General features: G+C 43.2%; 25 protein-coding genes. 15 read left to right on the plus strand and 10 right to left on the minus strand.

Annotated elements, in window-relative coordinates; translation table 11 throughout:
- Window positions 1-59: 59 nt before the first annotated feature.
- On the plus strand, window positions 60-1,004 hold the full coding sequence (gene yhaM / locus AC3EBE_RS14925) for a 3'-5' exoribonuclease YhaM (RefSeq protein WP_488595836.1): 945 nt from the start codon (window positions 60-62) through the stop codon (window positions 1,002-1,004).
- A 774-nt stretch (window positions 1,005-1,778) separates the two neighbouring features.
- Window positions 1,779-1,961 carry a sporulation YhaL family protein gene (locus tag AC3EBE_RS14930; RefSeq protein WP_488595837.1) on the plus strand — a complete coding sequence of 61 codons (183 nt, stop codon included), beginning with the start codon at window positions 1,779-1,781 and terminating at the stop codon, window positions 1,959-1,961.
- 66 nt (window positions 1,962-2,027) lie between these two features.
- Here the strand turns inward: AC3EBE_RS14930 and AC3EBE_RS14935 are convergent, their stop codons facing one another.
- Window positions 2,028-2,903, minus strand: a complete 876-nt coding sequence (locus AC3EBE_RS14935) for a peptidylprolyl isomerase (protein ID WP_488595838.1) — start codon at window positions 2,901-2,903, stop codon at window positions 2,028-2,030.
- A 190-nt stretch (window positions 2,904-3,093) separates the two neighbouring features.
- Here AC3EBE_RS14935 and AC3EBE_RS14940 point away from each other — a divergent pair, with 190 nt between their 5' ends.
- The 3 genes from AC3EBE_RS14940 to AC3EBE_RS14950 all read left to right on the plus strand — a co-directional run bounded on the left by AC3EBE_RS14940 (window position 3,094) and on the right by AC3EBE_RS14950 (window position 3,529).
- Window positions 3,094-3,174, plus strand: a complete 81-nt coding sequence (locus AC3EBE_RS14940; RefSeq protein WP_488595882.1) for a YjcZ family sporulation protein — start codon at window positions 3,094-3,096, stop codon at window positions 3,172-3,174.
- A 92-nt stretch (window positions 3,175-3,266) separates the two neighbouring features.
- Window positions 3,267-3,350: a YjcZ family sporulation protein gene (locus AC3EBE_RS14945; protein WP_110943592.1), complete on the plus strand. Its 84-nt coding sequence runs from the start codon at window positions 3,267-3,269 to the stop codon at window positions 3,348-3,350.
- A gap of 86 nt (window positions 3,351-3,436) precedes the next feature.
- Entirely contained in the window at window positions 3,437-3,529 is a 93-nt protein-coding gene (locus AC3EBE_RS14950) for a YjcZ family sporulation protein (RefSeq protein WP_488595839.1), read from the plus strand.
- A 113-nt stretch (window positions 3,530-3,642) separates the two neighbouring features.
- On the opposite strand, the gene AC3EBE_RS14955 is transcribed toward AC3EBE_RS14950, so the two are convergent.
- The 3 genes from AC3EBE_RS14955 to AC3EBE_RS14965 all read right to left on the minus strand — a co-directional run bounded on the left by AC3EBE_RS14955 (window position 3,643) and on the right by AC3EBE_RS14965 (window position 5,398).
- The gene (locus AC3EBE_RS14955; RefSeq protein ID WP_488595840.1) at window positions 3,643-3,831 is read right to left on the minus strand and encodes a hypothetical protein; all 189 of its coding nucleotides are present in this window, start codon (window positions 3,829-3,831) and stop codon (window positions 3,643-3,645) included.
- A gap of 355 nt (window positions 3,832-4,186) precedes the next feature.
- On the minus strand, window positions 4,187-4,762 hold the full coding sequence (locus tag AC3EBE_RS14960) for an HTH-type transcriptional regulator Hpr (RefSeq protein ID WP_488595841.1): 576 nt from the start codon (window positions 4,760-4,762) through the stop codon (window positions 4,187-4,189).
- A gap of 264 nt (window positions 4,763-5,026) precedes the next feature.
- On the minus strand, window positions 5,027-5,398 hold the full coding sequence (locus AC3EBE_RS14965) for a YtxH domain-containing protein (RefSeq protein ID WP_488595842.1): 372 nt from the start codon (window positions 5,396-5,398) through the stop codon (window positions 5,027-5,029).
- Window positions 5,399-5,579: 181 nt separating this feature from the next.
- Here AC3EBE_RS14965 and yhzF point away from each other — a divergent pair, with 181 nt between their 5' ends.
- Window positions 5,580-5,771 (plus strand): membrane protein YhzF, encoded by a 192-nt coding sequence (gene yhzF / locus AC3EBE_RS14970; protein ID WP_488595843.1) that lies wholly within the window; start codon window positions 5,580-5,582, stop codon window positions 5,769-5,771.
- 76 nt (window positions 5,772-5,847) lie between these two features.
- Here the strand turns inward: yhzF and AC3EBE_RS14975 are convergent, their stop codons facing one another.
- The 3 genes from AC3EBE_RS14975 to AC3EBE_RS14985 all read right to left on the minus strand — a co-directional run bounded on the left by AC3EBE_RS14975 (window position 5,848) and on the right by AC3EBE_RS14985 (window position 8,432).
- Window positions 5,848-6,366, minus strand: a complete 519-nt coding sequence (locus AC3EBE_RS14975; protein ID WP_488595844.1) for a tryptophan transporter — start codon at window positions 6,364-6,366, stop codon at window positions 5,848-5,850.
- A gap of 113 nt (window positions 6,367-6,479) precedes the next feature.
- Window positions 6,480-7,571: a 3-phosphoserine/phosphohydroxythreonine transaminase gene (gene serC, locus AC3EBE_RS14980; protein ID WP_488595845.1), complete on the minus strand. Its 1,092-nt coding sequence runs from the start codon at window positions 7,569-7,571 to the stop codon at window positions 6,480-6,482.
- Between the two features lie 441 nt (window positions 7,572-8,012).
- Entirely contained in the window at window positions 8,013-8,432 is a 420-nt protein-coding gene (locus AC3EBE_RS14985) for an HIT family protein (protein ID WP_488595846.1), read from the minus strand.
- A 613-nt stretch (window positions 8,433-9,045) separates the two neighbouring features.
- On the opposite strand from AC3EBE_RS14985, the gene AC3EBE_RS14990 reads away from it, so the two are divergent.
- The 3 genes from AC3EBE_RS14990 to AC3EBE_RS15000 all read left to right on the plus strand — a co-directional run bounded on the left by AC3EBE_RS14990 (window position 9,046) and on the right by AC3EBE_RS15000 (window position 11,814).
- Window positions 9,046-9,786 (plus strand): ABC transporter ATP-binding protein, encoded by a 741-nt coding sequence (locus AC3EBE_RS14990; protein ID WP_488595847.1) that lies wholly within the window; start codon window positions 9,046-9,048, stop codon window positions 9,784-9,786.
- On the plus strand, window positions 9,779-10,990 hold the full coding sequence (locus AC3EBE_RS14995) for an ABC transporter permease (protein WP_488595848.1): 1,212 nt from the start codon (window positions 9,779-9,781) through the stop codon (window positions 10,988-10,990). Before AC3EBE_RS14990 ends, AC3EBE_RS14995 begins: the two co-directional genes overlap by 8 nt.
- 101 nt (window positions 10,991-11,091) lie before the next feature.
- Entirely contained in the window at window positions 11,092-11,814 is a 723-nt protein-coding gene (locus AC3EBE_RS15000) for an EcsC family protein (RefSeq protein WP_488595849.1), read from the plus strand.
- Between the two features lie 68 nt (window positions 11,815-11,882).
- Here AC3EBE_RS15000 and AC3EBE_RS15005 read toward each other — a convergent pair whose 3' ends face one another.
- Window positions 11,883-13,091: a M20 family metallopeptidase gene (locus AC3EBE_RS15005; protein WP_488595850.1), complete on the minus strand. Its 1,209-nt coding sequence runs from the start codon at window positions 13,089-13,091 to the stop codon at window positions 11,883-11,885.
- Between the two features lie 162 nt (window positions 13,092-13,253).
- Window positions 13,254-14,645 (minus strand): hypothetical protein, encoded by a 1,392-nt coding sequence (locus tag AC3EBE_RS15010; RefSeq protein WP_488595883.1) that lies wholly within the window; start codon window positions 14,643-14,645, stop codon window positions 13,254-13,256.
- 270 nt (window positions 14,646-14,915) lie between these two features.
- On the opposite strand from AC3EBE_RS15010, the gene liaF reads away from it, so the two are divergent.
- The 3 genes from liaF to AC3EBE_RS15025 are packed head-to-tail and all read left to right on the plus strand — an operon-like array spanning window position 14,916 to window position 17,373.
- Window positions 14,916-15,683: a cell wall-active antibiotics response protein LiaF gene (gene liaF / locus AC3EBE_RS15015; RefSeq protein WP_488595851.1), complete on the plus strand. Its 768-nt coding sequence runs from the start codon at window positions 14,916-14,918 to the stop codon at window positions 15,681-15,683.
- A gap of 11 nt (window positions 15,684-15,694) precedes the next feature.
- Window positions 15,695-16,738 (plus strand): sensor histidine kinase, encoded by a 1,044-nt coding sequence (locus tag AC3EBE_RS15020; RefSeq protein ID WP_488595852.1) that lies wholly within the window; start codon window positions 15,695-15,697, stop codon window positions 16,736-16,738.
- Complete coding sequence (locus AC3EBE_RS15025) at window positions 16,738-17,373, plus strand: response regulator transcription factor (RefSeq protein ID WP_488595853.1); 636 nt, start codon at window positions 16,738-16,740, stop codon at window positions 17,371-17,373. Before AC3EBE_RS15020 ends, AC3EBE_RS15025 begins: the two co-directional genes overlap by 1 nt.
- A 134-nt stretch (window positions 17,374-17,507) precedes the next feature.
- Here AC3EBE_RS15025 and AC3EBE_RS15030 read toward each other — a convergent pair whose 3' ends face one another.
- The gene (locus AC3EBE_RS15030; protein ID WP_488595854.1) at window positions 17,508-18,014 is read right to left on the minus strand and encodes an antibiotic biosynthesis monooxygenase family protein; all 507 of its coding nucleotides are present in this window, start codon (window positions 18,012-18,014) and stop codon (window positions 17,508-17,510) included.
- A 261-nt stretch (window positions 18,015-18,275) separates the two neighbouring features.
- Between AC3EBE_RS15030 and hemE the strand changes: the two genes are divergently transcribed.
- The 3 genes from hemE (at window position 18,276) to hemY (ending at window position 21,815) form a co-directional block, all read left to right on the plus strand.
- Window positions 18,276-19,322, plus strand: coding sequence for a uroporphyrinogen decarboxylase (gene hemE, locus AC3EBE_RS15035; protein ID WP_488595855.1), 1,047 nt, complete (start codon window positions 18,276-18,278; stop codon window positions 19,320-19,322).
- A gap of 101 nt (window positions 19,323-19,423) precedes the next feature.
- Entirely contained in the window at window positions 19,424-20,362 is a 939-nt protein-coding gene (gene hemH, locus AC3EBE_RS15040) for a ferrochelatase (protein ID WP_488595856.1), read from the plus strand.
- 25 nt (window positions 20,363-20,387) lie between these two features.
- Window positions 20,388-21,815 (plus strand): protoporphyrinogen oxidase, encoded by a 1,428-nt coding sequence (gene hemY, locus AC3EBE_RS15045; protein ID WP_488595857.1) that lies wholly within the window; start codon window positions 20,388-20,390, stop codon window positions 21,813-21,815.
- Window positions 21,816-21,934 lie beyond the last annotated feature (119 nt).

The following is a 21,934-nucleotide window of genomic DNA, read 5'->3' on the forward strand; positions in this document are numbered from 1 at the left end:
GTATTAGAGACTATAACTCTGTATGATATACTGTTGCAGAGAGGAGAGGTCGGTTAATTATGAATAAAGGAATATTGAATCATGAGACAGGGGATCAGGTTGAATTATTTTTGCTGATCAAGCACTCGTCCAAAGGAATTGCCAGCAATGGCAAGCCTTTTTTGACCCTGATTCTCCAGGACCAGAGCGGGGAGATCGAGGCTAAGCTCTGGGATGTTTCTGAAGGTGATGAGTCTATTTACGGTGCCGAAAATATCGTTAAAGTATTGGGTGACATCCATAATTACCGGGGCCGAAATCAATTGAAAATCAGACAAATCCGGCCTGCCACAGGTACAGATTCTGTTAAACTTTCTGATTTTCTTGAAACAGCCCCAGTCAGCCAGGATGAAATGTCAAGCAAGCTGACACAATATATTTTTGATATGAAAAATCCAAATATCCAGAGAATTACAAGGCACTTACTGAAAAAGCATCACCAGGCATTCATGGAGTACCCGGCAGCGACCAAAAACCATCATGAGTTTGTATCGGGACTTGCTTACCATGTCGTCTCGATGCTGGACCTGGCGAAGTCGATCGCCTCCCTGTACCCAAGCCTGGATAAGGATTTGCTTTATGCGGGAGTCATCCTGCACGATTTGGGCAAGGTCATTGAGCTATCCGGCCCAATTTCAACTGCTTATACAGTTGAAGGCAATCTTCTCGGACATATATCCATAATGGTCAATGAAATTGGCAAGGCAGCAGATGAACTTGGCATTAGCGGAGAGGAAGTCGTCATCCTGCAGCATATGGTCCTGAGCCACCATGGAAAAGCAGAATGGGGCAGCCCCAAACCGCCGATGATCAAGGAAGCAGAAATCCTGCATTATATAGATAATCTTGACGCAAAGATGAACATGCTTGACCGTGCGCTTGCGAGGGTAAAACCCGGTGAGTTCTCTGAAAGGATCTTTGCTCTTGATAACCGTTCTTTCTACAAGCCGGTGTTCCATAAGTAAACATACACAACAAGCCATCCTTTTTGGGTGGCTTGTTTTTTCTATGCTTTGGAATAGTGGAGTGGTGGATTTAATTCTGGAGGATTTTTGATTTAGGCTGTTTTCGTAAAGATTGTTGTTAAAATCCAAAAGCCGATTTTAACGCGATAAAAGCCATTTTGTATTTCGGTACTAAGTTAGCCAGCTCTTTTCTCAACATAAGCGATAAGTTTGGGTAGAAAATTGAGTAATTCAATCTTATTTTGTAGTCAATAGCAACATAGTTTGAGAAAAGAGCCTTGATTTAATGCCAGTTGAACGCAAGTTAATGCCAGTTGCGGGCATTTTAATGCCAGTTGGAGCCGAATTAATTCCAGTTGGCAGCAGTTTAATACCATATGGGGGCAATCTGGTTTCAGTTAGGAGATATTTGTAAACAGTTTCCCTGCCAAAAATGGATTAATACTTGTAACTGGCGGTTTATCTCCAGTAACGTCGAATATATCTACAGTAGAATCAAATATATCACCGGTAACCGTTGATATATCTACATTCACGTCTATAACAACCGTAAAGCCTCATTTAACTGTATACGATTCTAGTCTAACCAGTAACACTAATTTTCCAGAAGCCGCATCCATTAGGGCATCAGCAAAAAAAATTGCTGCTAAACTCAGCATGGAAGTAAAAAATGACCTGATTTTTATTTTAGCTGGCATATTTCTTAATCCCGCTCATATGAATACAATATAAGTCGCATTTTGGACAACCAGTTAAATGGAGGGTTACGAAATCATGTCAATTCCAATTTGGGTAATAGCGGTCGCAGCAGGTATCGTATTCAGTGCAATCATGGCAGTGAAGACAGGGAAAGAAGAAAGGGAACAAGAACTGGAAACCATTGAACGTGAGGGCGAACTTTATATGCAGAGGCTTGAGCAGGAAAAAGAACAACGTCAAAAATCGTTAGAAGCCTAAAAAAACACTGGTCCCGATCATGCGGGCCAGTGTTTTTTGCTGATCAGCGGAAGACCGCTGATTTAATTATTGTTGTGTTTGTGTCTCAGGGAATTCAGCTGCGCCTTTAAGTTCTTTGTCTTTGACTTCAACATCAGCAGCTTTCAATTCACGCTTCATGACTTCCTGGATTTTAGTAGCATCAAGCTGTGCAAGCTTAAGCTCGTACTCCAATTCGTCTTTCATTTTTTCATAAGATTCTTTTTTCTTCTTCTCTGTTACCTTGATGATGTGGAAACCGTGCTGTGACTTGACTGGCTCACTGATTTCATTTACTTCAAGTGCATAAGCAGCTTCTTCGAATTCAGGAACCATTTTACCAGGTCCAAAGAAACCTAGGTCTCCGCCCTGTACTGCAGAACCAGGATCTTTTGAATATTCCTTAGCTAAATCTTCAAATTTCGCGCCTGTATCAAGCTTCTTTTTGACTTCCTGTGCAGTCTTTTCATCTTCTACAAGAATGTGGCTTGCCTTGATTTCAGGCTTGTACTCTTCGTAACGCTTCTTCACTTCATCCTCAGAAACCTTTACATCCTTAAGTGCAGCCTTTTCCATTAGCATCTGGTCTTTCAGGATTTTCTTAAGTTCGTTTTCATCCTTAAGCTGGTTCTGCTGAAGAACTAACTCAAAATTGTCACCTAATTCATCTTTGAGCTCCGTTACTTTTTTATCAACTTCTGCATCTGTTACCTTGTAATTTTTTGAAAGGACTTTTTGATAAAGAAGTTCTTGAAGTGCCTGTTCTCCGTATTTATCCTTCATTGATTCATAAAGTTCTTCCTTTGTAATATTGCCGGCCTTTGATTCAACGATTACTTCTGAAGAGCTATCATTATCTCCGCTGCATGCGCTTAGTCCAATCACTCCGGCAGCAACCGAAATGGAAAGTATCAATTTTTTCATGGTGAACATCTCCTAAACAGTAAATATTGTTGGCTAATTTCAATCCACAAAGTCTACTATAACATAATTTCAATTTTCTACAAAAATTATCTCATGGTTTTTTCCGTGTCCGCAAAGATGGGCAAACATCCAGACCATCTCCGCTCTTGTGCATAGTATGTAGGGAAGAGAAAAAAGGAGGTAATGGAAAATGGGCCAATACCATTCAGGATTTGCATTAATCGTTGTCTTGTTCATTTTACTGATTATCGTAGGAGCTTCCTTCTGCTGAACAATAAATTGGGAAAAAGCAGGATAACTGCCTATGCGTAAATGAACTTGATTGAATAAGATAGGTTAGCCACTTTGGAAGGAGGTGTTAATATGGGTGCAGGGTACGGCAGCGGATTTGCGCTAATTGTCGTGTTATTCATTCTGTTAATCATTGTGGGTGCAGCTTGGCTGTAATCAATAATTAAATACGGGGGGATTGGCCCCCTGTATTCCTAAAGCCAGGGAAAAAAAGAAAAAGGTAAGAGGAAGGAGGATTCCCTATGTCTGGAGGACACTGCGGTTTTGGCAGCGGCTTTGCATTAGTCGTTGTATTGTTCATTCTTTTGATTATCATCGGTGCATCTTGGCTGTAAGCCCAATTTGGGGCGGCTGGGCCAAAAATGGTAAGAATACACAACGGCTGCATCAGGTCGTTTAATCTATAATAAAAAGCGGTGAGGACTGTCTCACCGCTTTATTTATGTAGTTACGCATACAAGATTTCGATGAAAGACGAAATTAACAAGATGGTAATCAAGATGTTGATCGTCCTGAATATTTTAGCATGTTTGTCTTCTGGAATCTCCTTCTGGATACAGAGGGAATCGGTCAGCTTATTTATATAAAAAAGAATAAAAACAGCAAAAAGTACAAACACGAATAAAATGGAGATCATCGAAGAATCCCTCCCCTAGCAATCTTTTTATCTTAAATACAATAACAAAAAATTTTAGAAAAAGATAGTTTTTTGTCAGGCGCCTATTCGCCATTTAATCCCAAAAGACAGATTTATAGTCATGAAAAAGGAAAAAGTCTGCCATCATAAGTGGGTATGTCAGAAGAGTGTGATTAATTGAGCAATCAAGAGGAAGAACAAAAAGCGGAGTGTTACCCATTTTTTCATCCGCTTTACGATCATATTAGCAATGCTTGACAGCAAAAAATGCAGAAAGAGGAAGTAATCAGGATGGATAACTCATTGAGGTTTTTTCCTTCCTCTTATAACGGAGTTCATGGTGTACATTGGATAATCAAGCATACTCCTTTTCGGCAGGGTCGATCTTCTTTAGTGTGCCATCTTCGTCAGTAAATTTATTGTCTATATTCGAGAAGGACTTTTCAAAAATCTCCATAAAGTCATCTCCATATATATTACGGACGATTGCCATGATTTCGATGATATCAGGGAACTTCCCATATAGCTCTTTCAAAGGCATGGCACCGGAAAACACTGCATTTTTATCAGGTTCATAGTTTTCCATCAACGAAAGCAATACACGTTCACCCTGCTCAGTGAGCTGGATGTATGTATTCCTTTTGTCACTTTCCTTTTTGGAAAATTGCAAGTACCCTCGTTCCTCCAGCTTTTTGGAAAAGTTAAAAGCGGTGGAAACATGCATAACTCCAAATTTGGCAACATCGGAAATCGAAGCTCCATTTAAATGATAGGCAATCCATAAGATATGGTGCTCATTAATATTTAAATCGAATGGCTTGATCCATTGCTGCCAGTCCTTTTCAACCGACTTCCAAAGCGCTTTGCTTAATTGGGCTATTCTCTGGCTAAACATCATTGCTTCTTTCATTGAATAGTTTTTATCTCCCATTCTCAAATTCACCTACTTTATTGTTTCTATTTTCATTATGCCAATAAAACAAAAATTAATAAAGATATAAATTTACAAAATTTTTTGAATTTGTTAAATTCCATCTAAAGTCGGGTTGATTTTATATTTCTGGTTTACTGGCATAAGAAAGATGCCATTAGCATAATATATCTTTCTTCAAGAAAAAGGAAAATCCTTCCCGCTCAAAAAAAATAACTGAATGGGAAGGATTCATGGAGTGAGCCTCTTTTCGTGACTGCTCACTTATTCATCTTTCGCTTTGGCTGAAGCAAGCTCTGTTTCGAGCTCCTTAATCGATTCCTCCAACTCCTTGATATCTTGCTGAAGCTCCTTTTTATTTGCTTCAGTATGAAGCTTCCATTCAAAAATCGCTGTCTTTACATCTGTAACAAACGACTGGATGACTGCTTTCCCTTCCTTAGATGCGAACGCTACTGAATCCTTCATCTCCATGGCGGCATCCTTAACGTCTTTGATGGAACCAATGAATTCATTTTTATTTGCTTTAAGGATCCCTCTCGTCTGGTAACCTGGATACGGGGCAGTAAAGAGAGTAGCTAAGCCTGCCGCAACTCCGCCAACCACAAATCCCATTAATAAAGATTTCGCCTTCATTCCGTGACCACCTCATCATTCTTTCTGTTTATCTTCGGTAAAGCGGGATAAAATCCTTTTTTACTTCCTATCTTTATTTAATTTCCTAATCTGCAGCAATTAAACCGTTTATGCCTCATAGCCTTAAATTAACAGGCATAAAGATAACTAAGGAGTTGTGTTCAAGAAGGAGGGGAGGGGAGTGGGGATTTTTACTAGCATTGTTTTTCTGATCAGCATTGTCTTTTTTGCCGGGGCAGTCCATAATCTCCTTGCATTGAAAAAACCGGGAATGTATCCGCCGAAGGCGCTTCTCCGCAAAAGAGCAGGATCACTTGCCGGCGGGGGAGCGATTTTGCTGGTGATAGGGGTCATCTTTTATTCGTTTCAATAGCCGGCCTTGAAAGTGTGAGCAATAAAAAGGTAAAAGTAAAGCCCCTGTCCTTGTAGGAGCAGGGGCTGAATGATGTTTAATTAACTTCTGCAAGTTTGGCTCTCTTGAAAATTGCTGTTGCCACTGGATAAAGAATCGCCATAAATACGGTATTAAATGCTGCTGCAGGAAGGACGACCGCTGTGAATAATGCAACGAAAGGTCCAGGCAGGCCGACAAGGTATAAAGCCGATCCAAGGAAAACAGCTCCGGATACAATCGTACCGACTGCTGTCAGGGCGGCTACCGCATAAATGGAAGATTGATAACGTTTCATTATCAACAGGATTCCGAAAAAGACAAACGCTGTTACAGGTTTATCAATGATATTAGGAACAAGTCCGCCAGGAAAAGTCGTTGTCAAACCTGAAATAATCCCAGTTACAGCACTAACTAAAAAAACACTCTTCTTGTCAGGGAATAAAATGATTCCCAGGAACATCATGGTCAGCATCATATCTGGCTTCATTCCAAGGAAAAAACCAGGCACAACTGCGTGCAGAACTGCCCCCATTCCCACTAATAGTGACAAGGCTACAAGATTCTTCGTATTCATTTCTCATCTCTCCTCTGCTATTCTAGCTAACTAGTACTCCTCCTGCAGTGCTCTCAATGCCTGCAGCGAAAAGCTTGGTACAATTATAACACATATTTAACGGCAGTAAAGAATTAATATCCGCTATTTCTTCGTTTAAAACTTCCCATGAATTCTGCCAATTTCTCTACATGTTCTAAAGGGACAGCATTGTAAATTGATGCCCGGCAGCCGCCAACTGATCTGTGCCCTGCCAGCCCAATAAAGCCAGCTTCCTCAGCTTCTTGAAGAAAGGAAGCTGTTAGGTCATCATTTTCCAGAGTAAAAGTAACATTCATATTGGACCTGCTGTCTTTTTCAGCATGACCCTTATAAAAGCCGCTGCTCATGTCTATTGCTTCGTACAATAAAGCAGCTTTTTGCTGATTCATCCTTTCAAGCTCTTCCACCCCACCCAGGGAATCCACCCATTCGAGCACCAGCATCAGGAAATAGACAGACAGGGTAGGCGGTGTGTTATACAGTGATTTGGAAGCAGCCTGCACTTGATAATTCAGCATGGAGGGCAGGTTTTTCCCGGATCGTTTCAGTAATTCCTTTTTAAGGATGACGACTGTGACCCCGGAAGGGCCAAGGTTTTTTTGAGCCCCTGCATAGATCAGCCCGTAGGAAGCAATATTAAGTGGCCTGCTTAATATATCACTAGACATATCGGCGACCAGCGGGACCGGAAGATCTTCAGGGATCGAATGCCATTGAGTCCCGAAAATTGTGTTATTGGTGGTAATGTGAAGATAGGCCGCATCTTCTGAGATTTTGATGTCTTCCAACTTTGGGATAGACTTGTAGTTTGCTGATTTTGATGAAGCAACTTCTATGGCATTACCGATTTTCCTGGCTTCCTCAAGAGCTTTTTCAGACCAGGTGCCTGTGACAGCGTAGCCAGCAGTCTTGCCGTTTTCAAGAAGATTCATCGGAATCATCGAAAATTGCAAACTTGCTCCGCCTTGTAAAAAGAGAATTTCATAATCATCTGGAATTCCCAGAAGCTTGCTCAGCAAAACTTTAGTCCGTTCATTTATTTCCTCGTATTCTTTACTGCGGTGGCTCAATTCCATAACTGCCATTCCGCTGCCCTGATAATTCATCATCTCTTTTTGCGCCCTTGCCAGCACGCTCTCAGGCAGCGCTGCAGGCCCTGCATTAAAGTTGAATGCTCGTTCCATCACAAATCCCTCCATTAGAAAATACGGTACTGCACTAAAGAGTTAAAGTTATTTATCATGCTAACAGAAAAGAAGGAGATTTTCTATTGTTTTCAGAAAAATTAAATAAGGAAAGCCTGGGTTCATTGTTTGGGTGATTCTTATCATTGTTTATGTGAAAAAATCGGTTTTAAAAGGTGCCATAACAATTCGTAAATGGAGATGAATTGTTATGAAAGAACTCATTAGAACCAATAGGAAGAGAAAAACCGGTTTGAATGGTCATGAGCACCCATTAGAACCATTCACAAGAGAAAATTTAGTTTGAATTGTCATTAGCAGCCTCATTAGAACCATCCGCAAGAGAAAATTGAGTTTGAATTGTCATGAGCGGCCCCATTAGAACCATTCGCAAGTAGGAATCCAGCAAGAACCAATAAAAAACCCCTGCATAAGCAGAGGTTAGATTTTGCTGTTAATTTCAGCAGCGATTTTCTTATAATCATCCGATGTATATTCTTCCTGGTGTGTCTTCCAGACAGCGCCGAAACCATCGCCTTTTCCGTAGCGGGGGATCAGGTGCATATGGAAATGGAAGACAGATTGTCCAGCTGCTTCACCATTGTTTTGCAATACATTCAAGCCAATTGGATCGTAAGCGGCTTTAATGGCGTTTGCGATTTTTGGAACGGCAGAGAAGACCTTTGCTGCAATTTCATCGGTTAATTCAAACACGTTTTCCTTATGCTCTTTAGGGATGACAAGCGTATGCCCCTTTGTTACCTGGCTGATATCAAGGAACGCCAGCACACTTTCATCCTCATACACTTTGGCTGAAGGAATATCTCCATTGATGATTTTGCAAAAAATACAATCGCTCATTTTCATCCACCCTTTCCATCATAAACATTATGTAAAATTAGCAAAGTGATACAGCACTCCGCTTTTTCTGGTATTTTATCATATTTTCCCAATAAACATAAAGAAATAAGAAGGACAGGATCCGCTTGGAATCCTGTCCCTGAAGGGGAACTTGACTACTGTTCATTTACGTTCTTTCAGCAGGCATACCTTTGATAAACACCTCATTTTAAATTCAATTTGAATTTAGATAAATGATGGGTTATACGATACCTGGTTCAATCGGACCATCCCCTGTCTGCTTTAATGAGTTTCACAACTTATAAAGCGGAGAAGTGATCTGCGACACACACCTCATTTCAAAATGTGGAGTGATGTTACTGAACGGCTGGGTTAACATTTACGTAGCGCAATGCAACCATCCCCTTGTTTGAACGTTGAAATCAGTGTGTTTTATAAATCGAATAATACGTCTTTTACAGACACCTCATTTCGAATTATTGCTTGTTGCCCCTTCAAAGATTATGATGCCCCGGTCAGAAGAGAATATGCACAAAAAGTTTGCAGGTTTTCCTAAATGATTTTGATTTGTTAAAATAACGGTAAGGAAATACGTATTGGAAGGGCGTTTGCGATGTCATTATTGGAAATTAACCAGGTAACCGGCGGCTACACACGCAATCCGGTTTTAAAAAATGTCAGCTTTACTGTGAAACCAAATGAAATCGTCGGTTTGATCGGTCTTAATGGTGCCGGCAAAAGCACGACAATCAAGCATGTTATTGGGCTGATGGAGCCCCATCAAGGGAGTATCAAAATCAATGGAAAGACGTTCATCGAAGACAGGGAAGAATACAGGCGGCAATTTACATTCGTGCCTGAAACACCGATCCTGTATGATGAGCTGACCCTTGAGGAGCACCTCAGAATGACTGCAATGGCATACGGACTTGAGGAAAAAGAGTACAAGCAGCGAATCGAGGCTTTGTTGAAAGAATTCCGCATGAGCAAGAGGCTAAAATGGTTTCCTGCCCATTTCTCAAAGGGTATGAAGCAAAAAGTGATGATCATGTGCGCCTTCCTTGTGCAGCCCTCTTTATATATTGTAGACGAACCTTTTGTCGGACTTGATCCACTGGGCATTCAATCGCTTCTGGACCTGATGAACAAAATGAAGGAGAGCGGGGCAGGCATCCTGATGTCCACACATATCCTTGCCACTGCTGAACGATATTGCGATCGGTTTGTCATTCTCCATAATGGTGAAGTCAGGGCAATGGGAACACTTGAAGAGCTGCGGGAGCAGTTCTCGATGCCTGGAGCGACACTGGACGATTTGTATATCCAGCTGACGAAGGAAGAAGACTATGTTTAATCCGCAGACTTTATGGAAGGAAAGGTTCAGTTCCTTCACCAAGGAAACGGGCAGGTATTTAAAATATATTTTCAATGGCCACCTTGTAATTGTCCTGCTGTTTTTAGCAGGTTCTGCAGCTTTTTATTACCAAGAGTGGATCAAGACGCTTGAGCCGGATTTTCCAGCTGCCTGGATCATGGCGCTGATACTGGCTGCCTTTCTGGCCTATAGTCCAGTACAGACATTTTTGACGGAGGCAGATAAAATATTTCTCCTCCCGCTTGAGACACGCCTGAAGGATTATTTTAAAAAGTCGATTACCTTTAGCCTTACCCTGCAGTCATATGTATTGCTGCTGATTCTGGCTGTGCTGATGCCAATGCATGTGAAAGTCCATGGAGCGAGTTTCCAGTCCTTTTTCTTGCTGCTGGCTGCCCTCATATTCATAAAATGGATTAATCTGCTGGTACGCTGGCGTGTCCAGTATTTTATAGAAGCAAGCGTTAAAATGATGGACAGCCTTATCCGTTTTTTCATCAATGGTGTTTTGCTGTACTTCCTATTCTCGGGAGCAAAGCTTATTTTTACTATAATACCTGCAATCCTGCTGGTGCTGCTCTTTGTTTATTATCAGAAGCAGACGGACAATAAGGGGTTAAAGTGGGAGCAGCTGATCGAGGACGAAGAGAAACGGATGAATGCTTTTTATCGTGTAGCGAACCTTTTTACCGATGTCCCGAAGCTCAGGGACCGTACCAAAAGGCGGAAATGGCTGGATTGGCTTTTCAGCGGCATTCCTTATCGCCAGGATAAAACCTTTAGCCATCTTTATCTGCGAACCTTTGCCAGGGCAGGAGATTATTTCGGGTTATTCATCAGGCTGACGCTTATTGGCGGAGCAGCTCTTTATTTCTTGACATATGGACCCGGACAAATCCTGATTGCTGTCCTGTTCATTTATTTGACCGGTTTTCAGCTCCTTCCGTTATGGAATCATCATCAGAACAAGCTCTGGATCAATCTTTACCCTGTTCCTAATAAAGAGAGGGAAAAATCCTTTTCCGGGTTGCTAATGGTAATCCTGCTGCTGCAATCCATTGTTTTTGCGGGAATTGTCCTGCTGAAGGGGGATCTGCTGTTTGGTACAGCTTTATTGGGAGCCGGGATCATCTTCACATTGTTCTTTGTTTATGTCTACAGTAAGACAAAGCTTAAAGATTAGAATAAAATCCTTTTCATACTAGCCCCGTGCTTTTATGGAAAGGATTTTTTTTGAAACCTAATGGTTATTAACGCGTAATACTAATCCAAGAGGTGAAAACAGTGATGCAATACGAACTGAAGGTTTATGATGAAATACTTGAATGGAAAAGGAAGATTACCAAGCGGTCTGGCCTTTTAGCGCGGGCCTCAAAGAAAGCCCAGTCGAAGGTGAACCAATTAATACCCGAAAAAGTACATGCAATTTTGACGGAGAGCATTAAGAATATGGTTAAGGCCACCCTGGCAGGATCCAATTTGACAACGAAAAAACAGCAGGGGGCAGGAAAGACGCTTTTGGAAAAGGATAAGCTGCTCCAGGAGAAGCTGGCGAATTACAGGAAAACTGCAGCTGTCGAGGGAGCTGGCACAGGAGCTGGAGGCTTTTTGCTGGGGCTGGCAGATTTTCCGCTGCTGCTTTCGATAAAAATGAAGTTCCTGTTTGATGCTGCCTCCGTATATGGGTATGATCCTTCCAGCTACGAAGAACGTCTCTTTATTTTATATGTCTTCCAGCTTGCCTTTTCAAGTGATGAAAAAAGGCAGGAAACGCTTGAGATCATTGAGAAATGGGAGGAGAGAAAGGGAGCATTGCTCGAGCTGGATTGGCAGGAGTTCCAGCAGGAATACAGGGATTATATCGATTTTGTAAAAATGCTGCAGCTAATGCCTGGAATTGGTGCAGTAGTAGGAGCGTATGCCAATTACAACCTTCTCGACCAATTAGGCGAGACAGCTATGAACGCATACAGGCTGAGGATATTAAACACACCCCCTATTTATTAATTCAGGGGGTGTGTTTCGTTATTGTCCAGTTCTAGCGCCTAGCCCACGAGGCGCTTACGTTTTTCTGATTATGCCAATGTTTCTTGTTCCTTCTTGCTGGCATTCTCCCTAGTCTGATAATGGATGGCCGCTGAGCAAAGGGTTTTAGCAGCAATCACCATGGCTTTTTCATCGAAGTCGAATTTAGGGTGGTGGTGTGGGTAAGGGTCTCCTGCACCTGGTTTCGCACCAGTAAAGAAGAAGCTCCCTTTTACATGCTTCAGGTAATAGGCAAAGTCTTCGCCGCCCATTTGCGGTTCTGTTTCCTCGATTTTCTTCACTTCAGGTACACGTGTAGCACAGTCAATGAGGAACTCTGTTTCTGCCGCATGGTTTACGACGGCCGGATAGCCTCTGTCAAAAATATATTCATAGGAACAATCCAGTGCCAGGCATGTACCGTTCGTGATTTTTTCTATTTCTGATTCAATGAAATCCCTCGTGTTTTCATTAAATGTCCGGACTGTACCGACCAGCTTGGCTTTGTCTGCAATTACGTTAAAAGCATTATCAGCTACAAATGAACCTATTGATACTACAGCAGAATCGACCGGATTCACACGTCTGCTCACAATATGCTGCAGATTCGTTATTAGCTGTGCCCCTGCCACGATGGCGTCCTTTGTTTTATGAGGCTGGGCACCGTGTCCGCCTTTGCCTTGGATCGCTATTTCAAATCTGTCGGCTGCAGCCATGATCGGACCGATGCGGTATTGAATCGTGCCTGTGTCTTCAGTTGCCCATAAGTGGGTGCCGAAGATGACATCCACTCCTTCAAGGCAGCCGTCCTCTATCATCGAAATTGCACCGCCTGGAGCATATTCCTCGGCATGCTGATGAATCATGACATACGTGCCCTGAAGGCTTTCGCGAGCCTCGTAAAGAACCTTTGCCAGCACAAGCAGCGAGGCAGTATGGCCGTCGTGGCCACAAGCATGCATCACACCAGGGACAAGGGATTTGTAAGGGACATCCTTTTCATCCTGGATTGGCAGTGCGTCGAAATCGGCTCTGAGTGCCACCGTTTTTCCAGGCTTGGAGCCATGGATTTTTGCAACAACCCCATTGCCGCCAACATTGCCCCGGACTTCAACTCCCAGCTTCTCATAATAAGCCTTGATGTAACTCGCCGTGTTTACTTCTTGAAAAGACAATTCTGGATGCTGGTGCAAGAAACGCCGAATTTCTACCATTTCGGCATACAGATTCTCAATTTTGCTAAATAGCTGATCCTGCAAAGAATTCAACTCCTTAAAAAATTTGATAATTTAAACAATTATAACATTTATATCATCATATGATAATAACAAACTCTTAATCAGCAAAAAGAAGCTTCCGAAAAGGGAAGCTTCATATATAAACAGAGCCGGTTTGGCTCCAGTATTTTAAGAGATTCAACATTAAATCAGGAACATGGCTACAATTGTGGTGACAACAAGCCCGACTGTCACCGGGACAAGGTTCCTTCTCGCCAGTTCAAATGGATCAACATTACAGATTGCTGCCGCAGGAATCAAGGCCCATGGGACAAGCGTACCGCCGCCAACCCAAATGGCTGCGATTTGCCCAAGTGCTGTAAGGGTTGCCGCCCCTGCACCGATTGCGGTTGAAAAAATTGTTGCAACTGAACCTGCCAGTGAAATTCCAGAGAAACCTGATCCATCAAGGCCTGTGATCGCTCCAACTGCAGTCAGAGTGACCGCACCGACTTCTGCATTCAGCGGCACGACGGACGCGAGCGCAACACCGAGATCATTTACGATTCCTTGAGAGGTTTCAGGCAAATGCTCGCCGATGATTTTGGTAAAGCCTGAATCACCAAGATAGAAGAAAGCAGCAATAGGGATGACTGGTCCAAAGACCTTGAAGCCGAACTGAAAACCTTCAATTAAATAGCTTGTTGTTTTCTCGAGGCCCTTGCTTTTATGGGCTGCGAGGGATATCAGCATAAGAATGAAAACCGAGGTGCCGCCTACAAGCGCGGTGGCGTCCCCGCCCTGCAAATTAAGGATCGACATTGCTCCAACATCCAAAGCGAATAGAATCGGAATCAGTATGGCAAAGAACTTTTTCGCACCGTCAGATAAAAGTGCTTGCTCACCAGTCTTGACCGGAGTAATTTCGGCAACTTCCCCGCTTTTAAGTTTGCCATTCTTCATATCTCTTTTTAATAGATAGAAAGCAGTTATGGTAGTGACAGCGCCCATTACGATTACAAGCGGGATGCTCGCCTGGACGACAGAACCGACCGGTATTCCGGCTGCGTCAGCAGTCAGCTTAGGAGCAGCCTGGATAATGAAATCCCCTGAAAGCGCAATGCCATGGCCGAAAAGATTCATCGCTACTGCCACTCCTAAAGCGGGCAGTCCCACCCTGACAGCAACCGGAAGCAGCACAGCTCCCATTAAGGCGACAGCAGGCGATGGCCAGAAAAACCAGGAAATGACCATCATCAGAATCCCGATTGTCCAGTAGGCCAAAGCGGGTGTACGAATCAGCCTGGCAAACGGTGAAATCATCGCATCGTTAATTCCGGTTACCGTCAATGTCCTGCTCATCGCCACAATGATGGAAATTACCAGAATCGTTGGAAGCAGTTCGGTAATCGCATAGATGAAACTGTTGAAAATGCCGCTGACGGATCCGCTGAGGGAGCCTGTTGCAACAATAGCGAGCAAGAATATGCCGGCTATGGAGATTAAGGAAGTATCCCTTTTCTTGATCATGAAGCCGATGATCAGAACAATGAATGAAACATATATCCAATGAAGTGCTGTTAACTCTATAACCAAAAACTTCACCTTCCCCCTAGAGGTTATTAGTTCTGTGACTGTTAATCTGCTGACTAGGCAAATTCCCTATATGAGTAATACAGAATATGTTTATTGCGAAAAGTTGTGAGAGGCATGCGGAAATATTCTTTCAGTCTCCAGACGGAGAAAAAAAGTGACCTGAGGTGGGGGTAGAGAATGGGCAAGTTTTTTTAAAATTGAAGATAAGAAGGGATTTTTACTTTTAAAAAAGAATAAGAGTTTAGGATAGGAAGAAAGTAGGGGGAGCGGTTGCGCGATCTTTCAATAAACCAAATTGTGGTTGCGATTCTTTTGTCAGCTTTAGGGATTATTTTGTTGTTGATTAATATCGGTGTCATTTCCTGGGAAATAAAAGAGCTATTTGTCGTTTTTTATCCATATGGGTTATTGGTTTATGGTATTGGAGAGCTGGTTAACACCTTGCTGAAGAAAAAACAGCATTTTTGGTGGAGTATCTTCATCCTGATCTTTTCTTCGTTGTTGATCATGGACAGATCAGGAATATTAACCTTCCATTTCAAGGATGGCTGGAAACTATGGCCGATTCTATTGGTCTATTTTGGCGTCGGTATGATTTTCAAAAATAAAAAAATGAACGTAAGCTTTAAAACGGATTTTCCTGCAGAGATAAAAGAATCAGGCTCCTTGAGGAGGATTAGAGGACTTTCCATAGGAGATGTCGATTTCAAAACACAGAACTGGGCAGTCGAGCCCATGGATCTATACAATATGATCGGGGATTATTTCATTGATTTCAGCAAGGGCTTTATCCCCGATAAAGAAACACCGGTAAAGGTCAGGGGCTTGATCGGAGAGGTCAGGATGATTATCCCGGAGGATGTTCCGGTTAAAATATACGCTGCGGTAAGTGTGGGGGAAGTGAAAGTGTTTGATTACGCTCCGGATCATATCCGCCACAATATCACATATATGACAGAGGATTATGATGAGGCCAACAGGAAACTAAATATTACAGTTGAACTGAAGGTCGGTTCCATTCGGATTGACAGGGTTTAGGGGGAAGGAGCATGAAGGAGATTTCCAGTATCCGGAGTTGGTTTGTCCAGACATTCTTAATGATGGCGTTCATTTCTTCAGCATTTGTTTTTATTGGACTGCAAATCTACCTGTATATAGAACCGGATAGCAGCCTTACTGCAATATTTGCCTTTTGGTTTGTCCTGTATTGTTTTATTGTCCTGTCTGCGGCCGGCTTATATTTTGGGTTAAGAGGCAGTCAGCTGATCAAGGGCAGGCTTGGTGATATCTTGCTTTTCGTAGCAGCATTGAGGAGAGGGAAATTCAGCGAAAACCTCAGGACCTATGAAAAGGATGAGGTAGGGTTGATTTCAGAAGAACTGAATCAGCTGTCACAATATATTCAGGAACAAGTCCATTCCCTGCAGAAGCTCGCTGAGGAAAAAACAGAGCTTTCACAAACCGCAAGGACGGCAGCGATTATTGAGGAAAGACAGCGTCTGGCCAGAGACCTGCATGATGTCGTCAGCCAGCAATTATTTGCATTAAGCATGATGTCGTCGGCCTCCTTGAAAGTATTCGAACAAGATCCGGAGAAGGCAAGGAAGCAGCTGGAGCAAATCTCTGAAATTGCCGTCAAGGCTCAGGGGGAAATGAGGGCATTGCTTCTTCATTTGCGTCCAGTCCAATTGAGCGGCGAAAGCCTGTGCGAGGGAATCATCAAGCTTGTTCAGGAGCTGAAGCAAAAAACAAATCTCCATTTTGAAGCAAGCATTGATGAAATTGAGGACATCTCTAAAGCGGCAGAGGAGCATATCTTCAGAATCGTACAGGAAGCTCTTTCAAATATTATCCGCCATGCTGATGCGACAAAGGTTAAGCTTGTCCTGACGGATGATGATCACTATATCCGGCTGTTCATCGGGGATGATGGCAAGGGCTTTGACATTCATAAGGAAAGAATCACTTCATATGGTTTAAAGACGATGCGGGAACGCTGTGAGCAAATAGGCGGTACATATAATATACGATCGAAGAAAAATGAAGGGACATATATTGAAATTCGGATACCGGCGATGAGGAGGGAAGGATAGTGGGGAAAATTAAGGTTGCGGTTGTCGATGACCATGAAATGGTGAGAAAGGGAATCCTGTCTTACTTGGCCACTGAACCAGGCATAGAAATTGTTGGTGAAGCAGATAGCGGCAAAAAGGCTGTTGCACTTGTCCGGGAAACGCAGCCGGAGGTAGTGTTAATGGACTTATTAATGGAAAACGGTACAGGGATTGAAGCTACAAAAGAAATCATGGGTTTCTATCCTGAATGCAAGATTATCATCATTACAAGCTTCTACGACGATGAACAGATTTTTCCTGCTATAGAGGCTGGAGCATTCAGCTATATGCTGAAAACCGCGGCCGCAGCTGAAATTATCCAGGCGATAGAAAAGGCAGCAAGAGGCGAAGCAGTGATCGAACCAAAGGTTGCGAACAAGATGATGAACAGATTGAGGATGCCCGAAAGGAAACCGCACAATGACTTGACCGAGCGTGAACTGGATGTGCTGAAGTGCATTGGCGACGGAATGACCAACCAGCAAATCAGCGAAGAATTATATATTGGAGTCAAGACAGTAAAGACTCATGTTTCCAATATCCTTGGCAAACTAGGCTTGGCAGACAGGACACAGGCTGCGGTTTATGCAAACAGGAACGGGCTGGTGAAGTAAAAGCCCATCTTATAATAAATTCATTCTGAATATAAAAAACACAAGAATGCCATGTCCAGCATCTTGTGTTTTTTTGCCTCCGTATTTAACGAACACTTTTTAAGCTGCCTGCGGTTTCGAAGCTTCTAATTCAGTTATTCACTAATATAATACTTGGATACATATGAAGCACTTTCAAAAATATTAGGCTTCGCGCTGTCTATGCCTGCTTCAGTTCCGCGGTTTTTATGGGCATGTTCATATGCCTTTGATTTTTGCCAATTTTCGAAAGCCCCTTCATTTTTCCAAACGGTCAGGATGATATAAGTGTTTGAAGAGAGAGGGCGCAATACACGGATTGCCTGGAAGCCAGGTTCATTTTCAATCAGGCGCGGACGGTTTAAGAAACGGTCTTCAAACAGCGGCCGTCCTTCATCTGTGACAGGAATATTGTTCAGGACTGCAAAGCCTTCCTGGCCCAGCGTGCCTGCAGAATCAATAACTTCATATCTTCTTGGTTCATTGAACAGGCTCTCCCCGTTTGTTTCATGGGCAAGGATGGCCGAATCCAGATTGTTCATGAGCACAAGATTTTCCCCTGGGTGCTTCGCTTTCATTTTCATTAAATAATCTGGCGTACCGGATGTTAAATATACCTTCATCTTTTTCACCTCATTAAATAATACCTTCCCATCATTTAATTATACTAATTAAGGCATGGTAAACCTAATCCTGATGTGTTTTTAATGTTTTCACTAGCTCCATGTGTAAAATTCGTCAAATTTATGACATTTTCGAGCGTCTTCTATGAAATTGGTCCTTAAAAAGGATATAGTGTATATAGCACAAAATAGGTGTTTTTTATTTTAAAACATTTATATTACAATGTAATACAGTAACTACTGAAAGGTGGATTTCCCCTAATGAGCAAAACGATCAACGATACATTCCTGAAAGCAGCCAGAGGAGAGCGTACAGATTATGTTCCCGTCTGGTATATGAGACAGGCTGGCAGGTCTCAGCCTGAATATAGAGAAATCAAGGAAAAATATTCATTATTTGAAATTACACATCAGCCGGAGCTTTGCGCATATGTAACAAGGCTGCCTGTTGAACAATATGATGTGGACGCTGCTATCCTGTATAAGGATATCATGACACCGCTTCCAGCTTTGGGTGTGGATGTAGAGATTAAGTCAGGTATAGGGCCTGTGATTGATAATCCGGTAAGATCGCTTGCGGATGTCGAGAAGCTTGGTGAAATCAATCCAGAGCAGGATATTCCGTATGTGCTCGATACAATCAAGCTCCTTACCGAGGAACAGCTGTCAGTGCCATTGATCGGATTTTCCGGTGCGCCATTCACACTGGCAAGCTATATGATTGAAGGCGGCCCATCAAAGAACTATAACAAGACAAAAGCGTTCATGTATGCGGAGCCGAAAGCGTGGTTTGCGCTAATGGACAAGCTGGGCGACATGGTTATTACATATGTGAAATCCCAGATCAAAGCTGGGGTAAAAGCGATCCAAATCTTTGATTCATGGGTTGGGGCGCTTAATGTACAAGATTACCGTACTTTCATTAAACCAGTCATGAACAGGATCTTTTCTGAACTGAAAAATGAAAATGTACCATTAATTATGTTCGGTGTCGGGGCGAGCCATCTTGCATTGGAATGGAATGACCTGCCGCTTGATGTTGTCGGACTGGATTGGCGCCTACAAATCAGTGAAGCACGTGAGCTTGGAATCCAGAAAACTGTCATGGGCAATCTTGACCCGGCAATTCTGCTTGCACCTTGGGATGTGATTGAAGAAAAGGCAAAAGCCATCCTTGATCAAGGAATGGCACAGCCAGGGTATATTTTCAACCTTGGGCATGGTGTATTCCCTTCAGTAAACCCGGAAACGCTGAAAAAATTGACTGCTTTCATTCATGAATATTCTGCATCTAAGCTTGGCAAATAAGGCTGCAAAAGAGACCTTCCGATCCAGAGCATTATAATTGGTAAAATAGGCTCGCTTTTGGCAGAATAAAAGCTTAGAGACAGGAAAAAAGAGGTGCAATCATGGCAAAGAAAAAGATGGGTCTCCTCGTAATGGCATACGGAACACCCTATAAAGAAGAAGATATTGAACGTTATTATACACATATCCGCCACGGCAGGACGCCATCCCCGGAAATGCTGGAGGATTTGAGGCAGCGTTATGAAGCGATTGGCGGTATCTCCCCTCTGGCAAAGATTACACTCGAACAAGGCGAGAAGCTCGAACAGCATTTAAACAGCGTTCAGGATGAGATTGAATTTAAGATGTATCTTGGTCTTAAGCATATCGAACCATTTATCGAGGACGCTGTTCAACAAATGCATGACGATGGGCTCGAAGAAGCTGTCAGCATTGTTTTGGCGCCTCATTTCTCCACTTTCAGCGTGAAATCATACAATGGGAGAGCGAAGGAGGAGGCAGCCAAGCTCGGCGGTCCTGAAATCGTGTCCGTTGAGAGCTGGTACGATGAGCCGAAGTTCATCAAGTATTGGACAGACAGAGTCGAAAAAACATTCGCTGATATGCCTGCTGACGAGCAGGAAAACGCTGTACTGATAGTATCGGCACACAGTCTTCCAGAAAAGATCCTCCAGCTGGGCGATCCATATCCAGAACAGCTAAAGGAAACGGCAAAGCTCATTGCCCAAAAGGCGAATATCAAGAATTATGAAGTGGGCTGGCAAAGTGCCGGAAACACCCCAGAGCCATGGCTTGGTCCTGATGTTCAGGATCTGACCCGCGACCTTTTCGAGGCAAAGGGCTATAAAGCATTTGTCTATGTTCCTGCCGGTTTCGTTTCAGATCATTTGGAAGTCTTGTATGACAATGATTACGAATGCAAGAAAGTCACGGATGAAGTAGGAGCCAGCTATTACAGGCCTCCAATGCCGAATGCTGAGCCGGAATTTATTGATGCAATGGCAGACGTAATTATAAAGAAGCTGTCCATTTCACGTTAAAACTATAAAAAGAAGGCGATTTACCGTGACAAAAATAAAAAAGGCAGTCATCGTCGGCGGTGGGATCACCGGCCTGGCAGCAGCTTATTATCTGCAGAAACATGCCAGGGAAAGCAATCTTCCACTCGAAGTAAAGCTTGTTGAAGCATCCCATCGTGTCGGCGGGAAGATGCAGACATATGTGAAAGATGGTTTTGTCATTGAAAGAGGCCCGGATTCCTTCCTTGAAAGAAAGGAGAGCGCAGGCCGCCTTGCACGCGAGGTAGGATTGGGCGATAAGCTTGTCAACAACAGCACCGGAAAATCCTATGTCCTTGTTAAAGAAAAGCTTCATCCGATGCCTGGCGGCTCAGTGATGGGAATCCCGACCCAAATCGGTCCATTCGTTACGACCGGATTATTTTCTTGGCCAGGAAAGTTCAGGGCAGCTGGAGACTTTTTCATGCCGCCATCGAAGGTGAAGGGGGACCAGTCACTGGGTGAATTTTTCCGAAGAAGGCTGGGGGATGAAGTGGTTGAGAACCTGATCGAGCCATTGCTTTCGGGAATTTATGCTGGGGATATTGATAATATGAGTCTGCAGTCCACCTTCCCGCAATTCTATCAAGTTGAACAGAAGTATGGCAGCCTGATTCTGGGCACGAAGAAAACTACCCCGGCGCCTAAAAAGAAGCCGGCTGGCAGCGGACCGGAAAAGAAAAAAGGGATGTTCCTGACAGTTACGACTGGTCTGCAGTCTTTTGTGGATGCTATTGAAGCAAAGCTTGAGCCTGGCTCCGTACTCAAGGGGGTCAGAGTTGATAAAGTCAGCAAACAGGCTGAGGCCTACCTATTGCGGCTGAGCAGCGGAGAGACACTGGAAGCAGACAGCATCCTTGTATCCGCTCCACATGAAGCCGCCCTGCATATGTTCACAGAACACGAACATATCTTTGACCCGTTCCGTGATATCCCTTCCACATCTGTAGCAACGGTAGCAATGGCTTTTCCGGAGAGTGCGGTTAAACAGGATATCGATGGGACCGGATTTGTTGTTTCCAGAAACAGTGATTATTCAATCACGGCATGTACCTGGACTCATAAAAAATGGCCGCATACAACTCCGAAAGGGAAGGCTTTGCTCCGCCTGTACGTTGGGCGGCCAGGGGACGAAGCGGTGGTCGACCTGCCGGATGACGAGATTATTAACATTGCACTGGAAGATTTGAATAAAACAATGGATATCGAGGCCAAGCCAGAATTTGCGGTTGTATCGCGCTGGAAGGAAGCAATGCCTCAATATACTGTCGGACACAAGGAAAGAGTTGCAAAATTGAAGATGGATCTTGCGGATGAGCTCCCAGGAGTGTTCGTTGGCGGAAGTTCCTATGAAGGAATTGGCCTCCCGGATTGCATTGACCAGGGTGAAGCAGCTGTAGAAAAAATCATGAGCTATCTGAATTTAAAATCTTAAAACCCTTTTATAGGGTTTTTTCTTTTACTCAGATTTATAACTTGTAAAGTTACAAAACCTATGTTAAAGTACAAATGAACTTATTGACCGATTTTCTCATTTGGTCACTTTTATGAAAG

Source organism: Mesobacillus sp. (genome assembly GCF_057785455.1).

What these genes read in the sequence shown, in the direction of transcription:
- yhaM (WP_488595836.1), top strand. Translation starts at nt 60, where the DNA reads ATGAATAAAGGAATATTGAATCATGAGACAGGGGATCAGGTTGAATTA.
- serC (WP_488595845.1), bottom strand. Translation starts at nt 7,571, where the DNA reads ATGGAACGAGCATTCAACTTTAATGCAGGGCCTGCAGCGCTGCCTGAG.
- AC3EBE_RS14935 (WP_488595838.1), bottom strand. Translation starts at nt 2,903, where the DNA reads ATGAAAAAATTGATACTTTCCATTTCGGTTGCTGCCGGAGTGATTGGA.
- AC3EBE_RS14960 (WP_488595841.1), bottom strand. Translation starts at nt 4,762, where the DNA reads ATGGGAGATAAAAACTATTCAATGAAAGAAGCAATGATGTTTAGCCAG.
- hemH (WP_488595856.1), top strand. Translation starts at nt 19,424, where the DNA reads ATGGCAAAGAAAAAGATGGGTCTCCTCGTAATGGCATACGGAACACCC.
- AC3EBE_RS14975 (WP_488595844.1), bottom strand. Translation starts at nt 6,366, where the DNA reads ATGAATACGAAGAATCTTGTAGCCTTGTCACTATTAGTGGGAATGGGG.
- AC3EBE_RS15020 (WP_488595852.1), top strand. Translation starts at nt 15,695, where the DNA reads ATGAAGGAGATTTCCAGTATCCGGAGTTGGTTTGTCCAGACATTCTTA.
- AC3EBE_RS14990 (WP_488595847.1), top strand. Translation starts at nt 9,046, where the DNA reads ATGTCATTATTGGAAATTAACCAGGTAACCGGCGGCTACACACGCAAT.
- AC3EBE_RS14965 (WP_488595842.1), bottom strand. Translation starts at nt 5,398, where the DNA reads ATGAAGGCGAAATCTTTATTAATGGGATTTGTGGTTGGCGGAGTTGCG.
- hemE (WP_488595855.1), top strand. Translation starts at nt 18,276, where the DNA reads ATGAGCAAAACGATCAACGATACATTCCTGAAAGCAGCCAGAGGAGAG.
- AC3EBE_RS14940 (WP_488595882.1), top strand. Translation starts at nt 3,094, where the DNA reads ATGGGCCAATACCATTCAGGATTTGCATTAATCGTTGTCTTGTTCATT.
- AC3EBE_RS14955 (WP_488595840.1), bottom strand. Translation starts at nt 3,831, where the DNA reads ATGATCTCCATTTTATTCGTGTTTGTACTTTTTGCTGTTTTTATTCTT.
- AC3EBE_RS14995 (WP_488595848.1), top strand. Translation starts at nt 9,779, where the DNA reads ATGTTTAATCCGCAGACTTTATGGAAGGAAAGGTTCAGTTCCTTCACC.
- AC3EBE_RS14945 (WP_110943592.1), top strand. Translation starts at nt 3,267, where the DNA reads ATGGGTGCAGGGTACGGCAGCGGATTTGCGCTAATTGTCGTGTTATTC.
- AC3EBE_RS14950 (WP_488595839.1), top strand. Translation starts at nt 3,437, where the DNA reads ATGTCTGGAGGACACTGCGGTTTTGGCAGCGGCTTTGCATTAGTCGTT.
- AC3EBE_RS14985 (WP_488595846.1), bottom strand. Translation starts at nt 8,432, where the DNA reads ATGAGCGATTGTATTTTTTGCAAAATCATCAATGGAGATATTCCTTCA.
- AC3EBE_RS14930 (WP_488595837.1), top strand. Translation starts at nt 1,779, where the DNA reads ATGTCAATTCCAATTTGGGTAATAGCGGTCGCAGCAGGTATCGTATTC.
- AC3EBE_RS15030 (WP_488595854.1), bottom strand. Translation starts at nt 18,014, where the DNA reads ATGAAGGTATATTTAACATCCGGTACGCCAGATTATTTAATGAAAATG.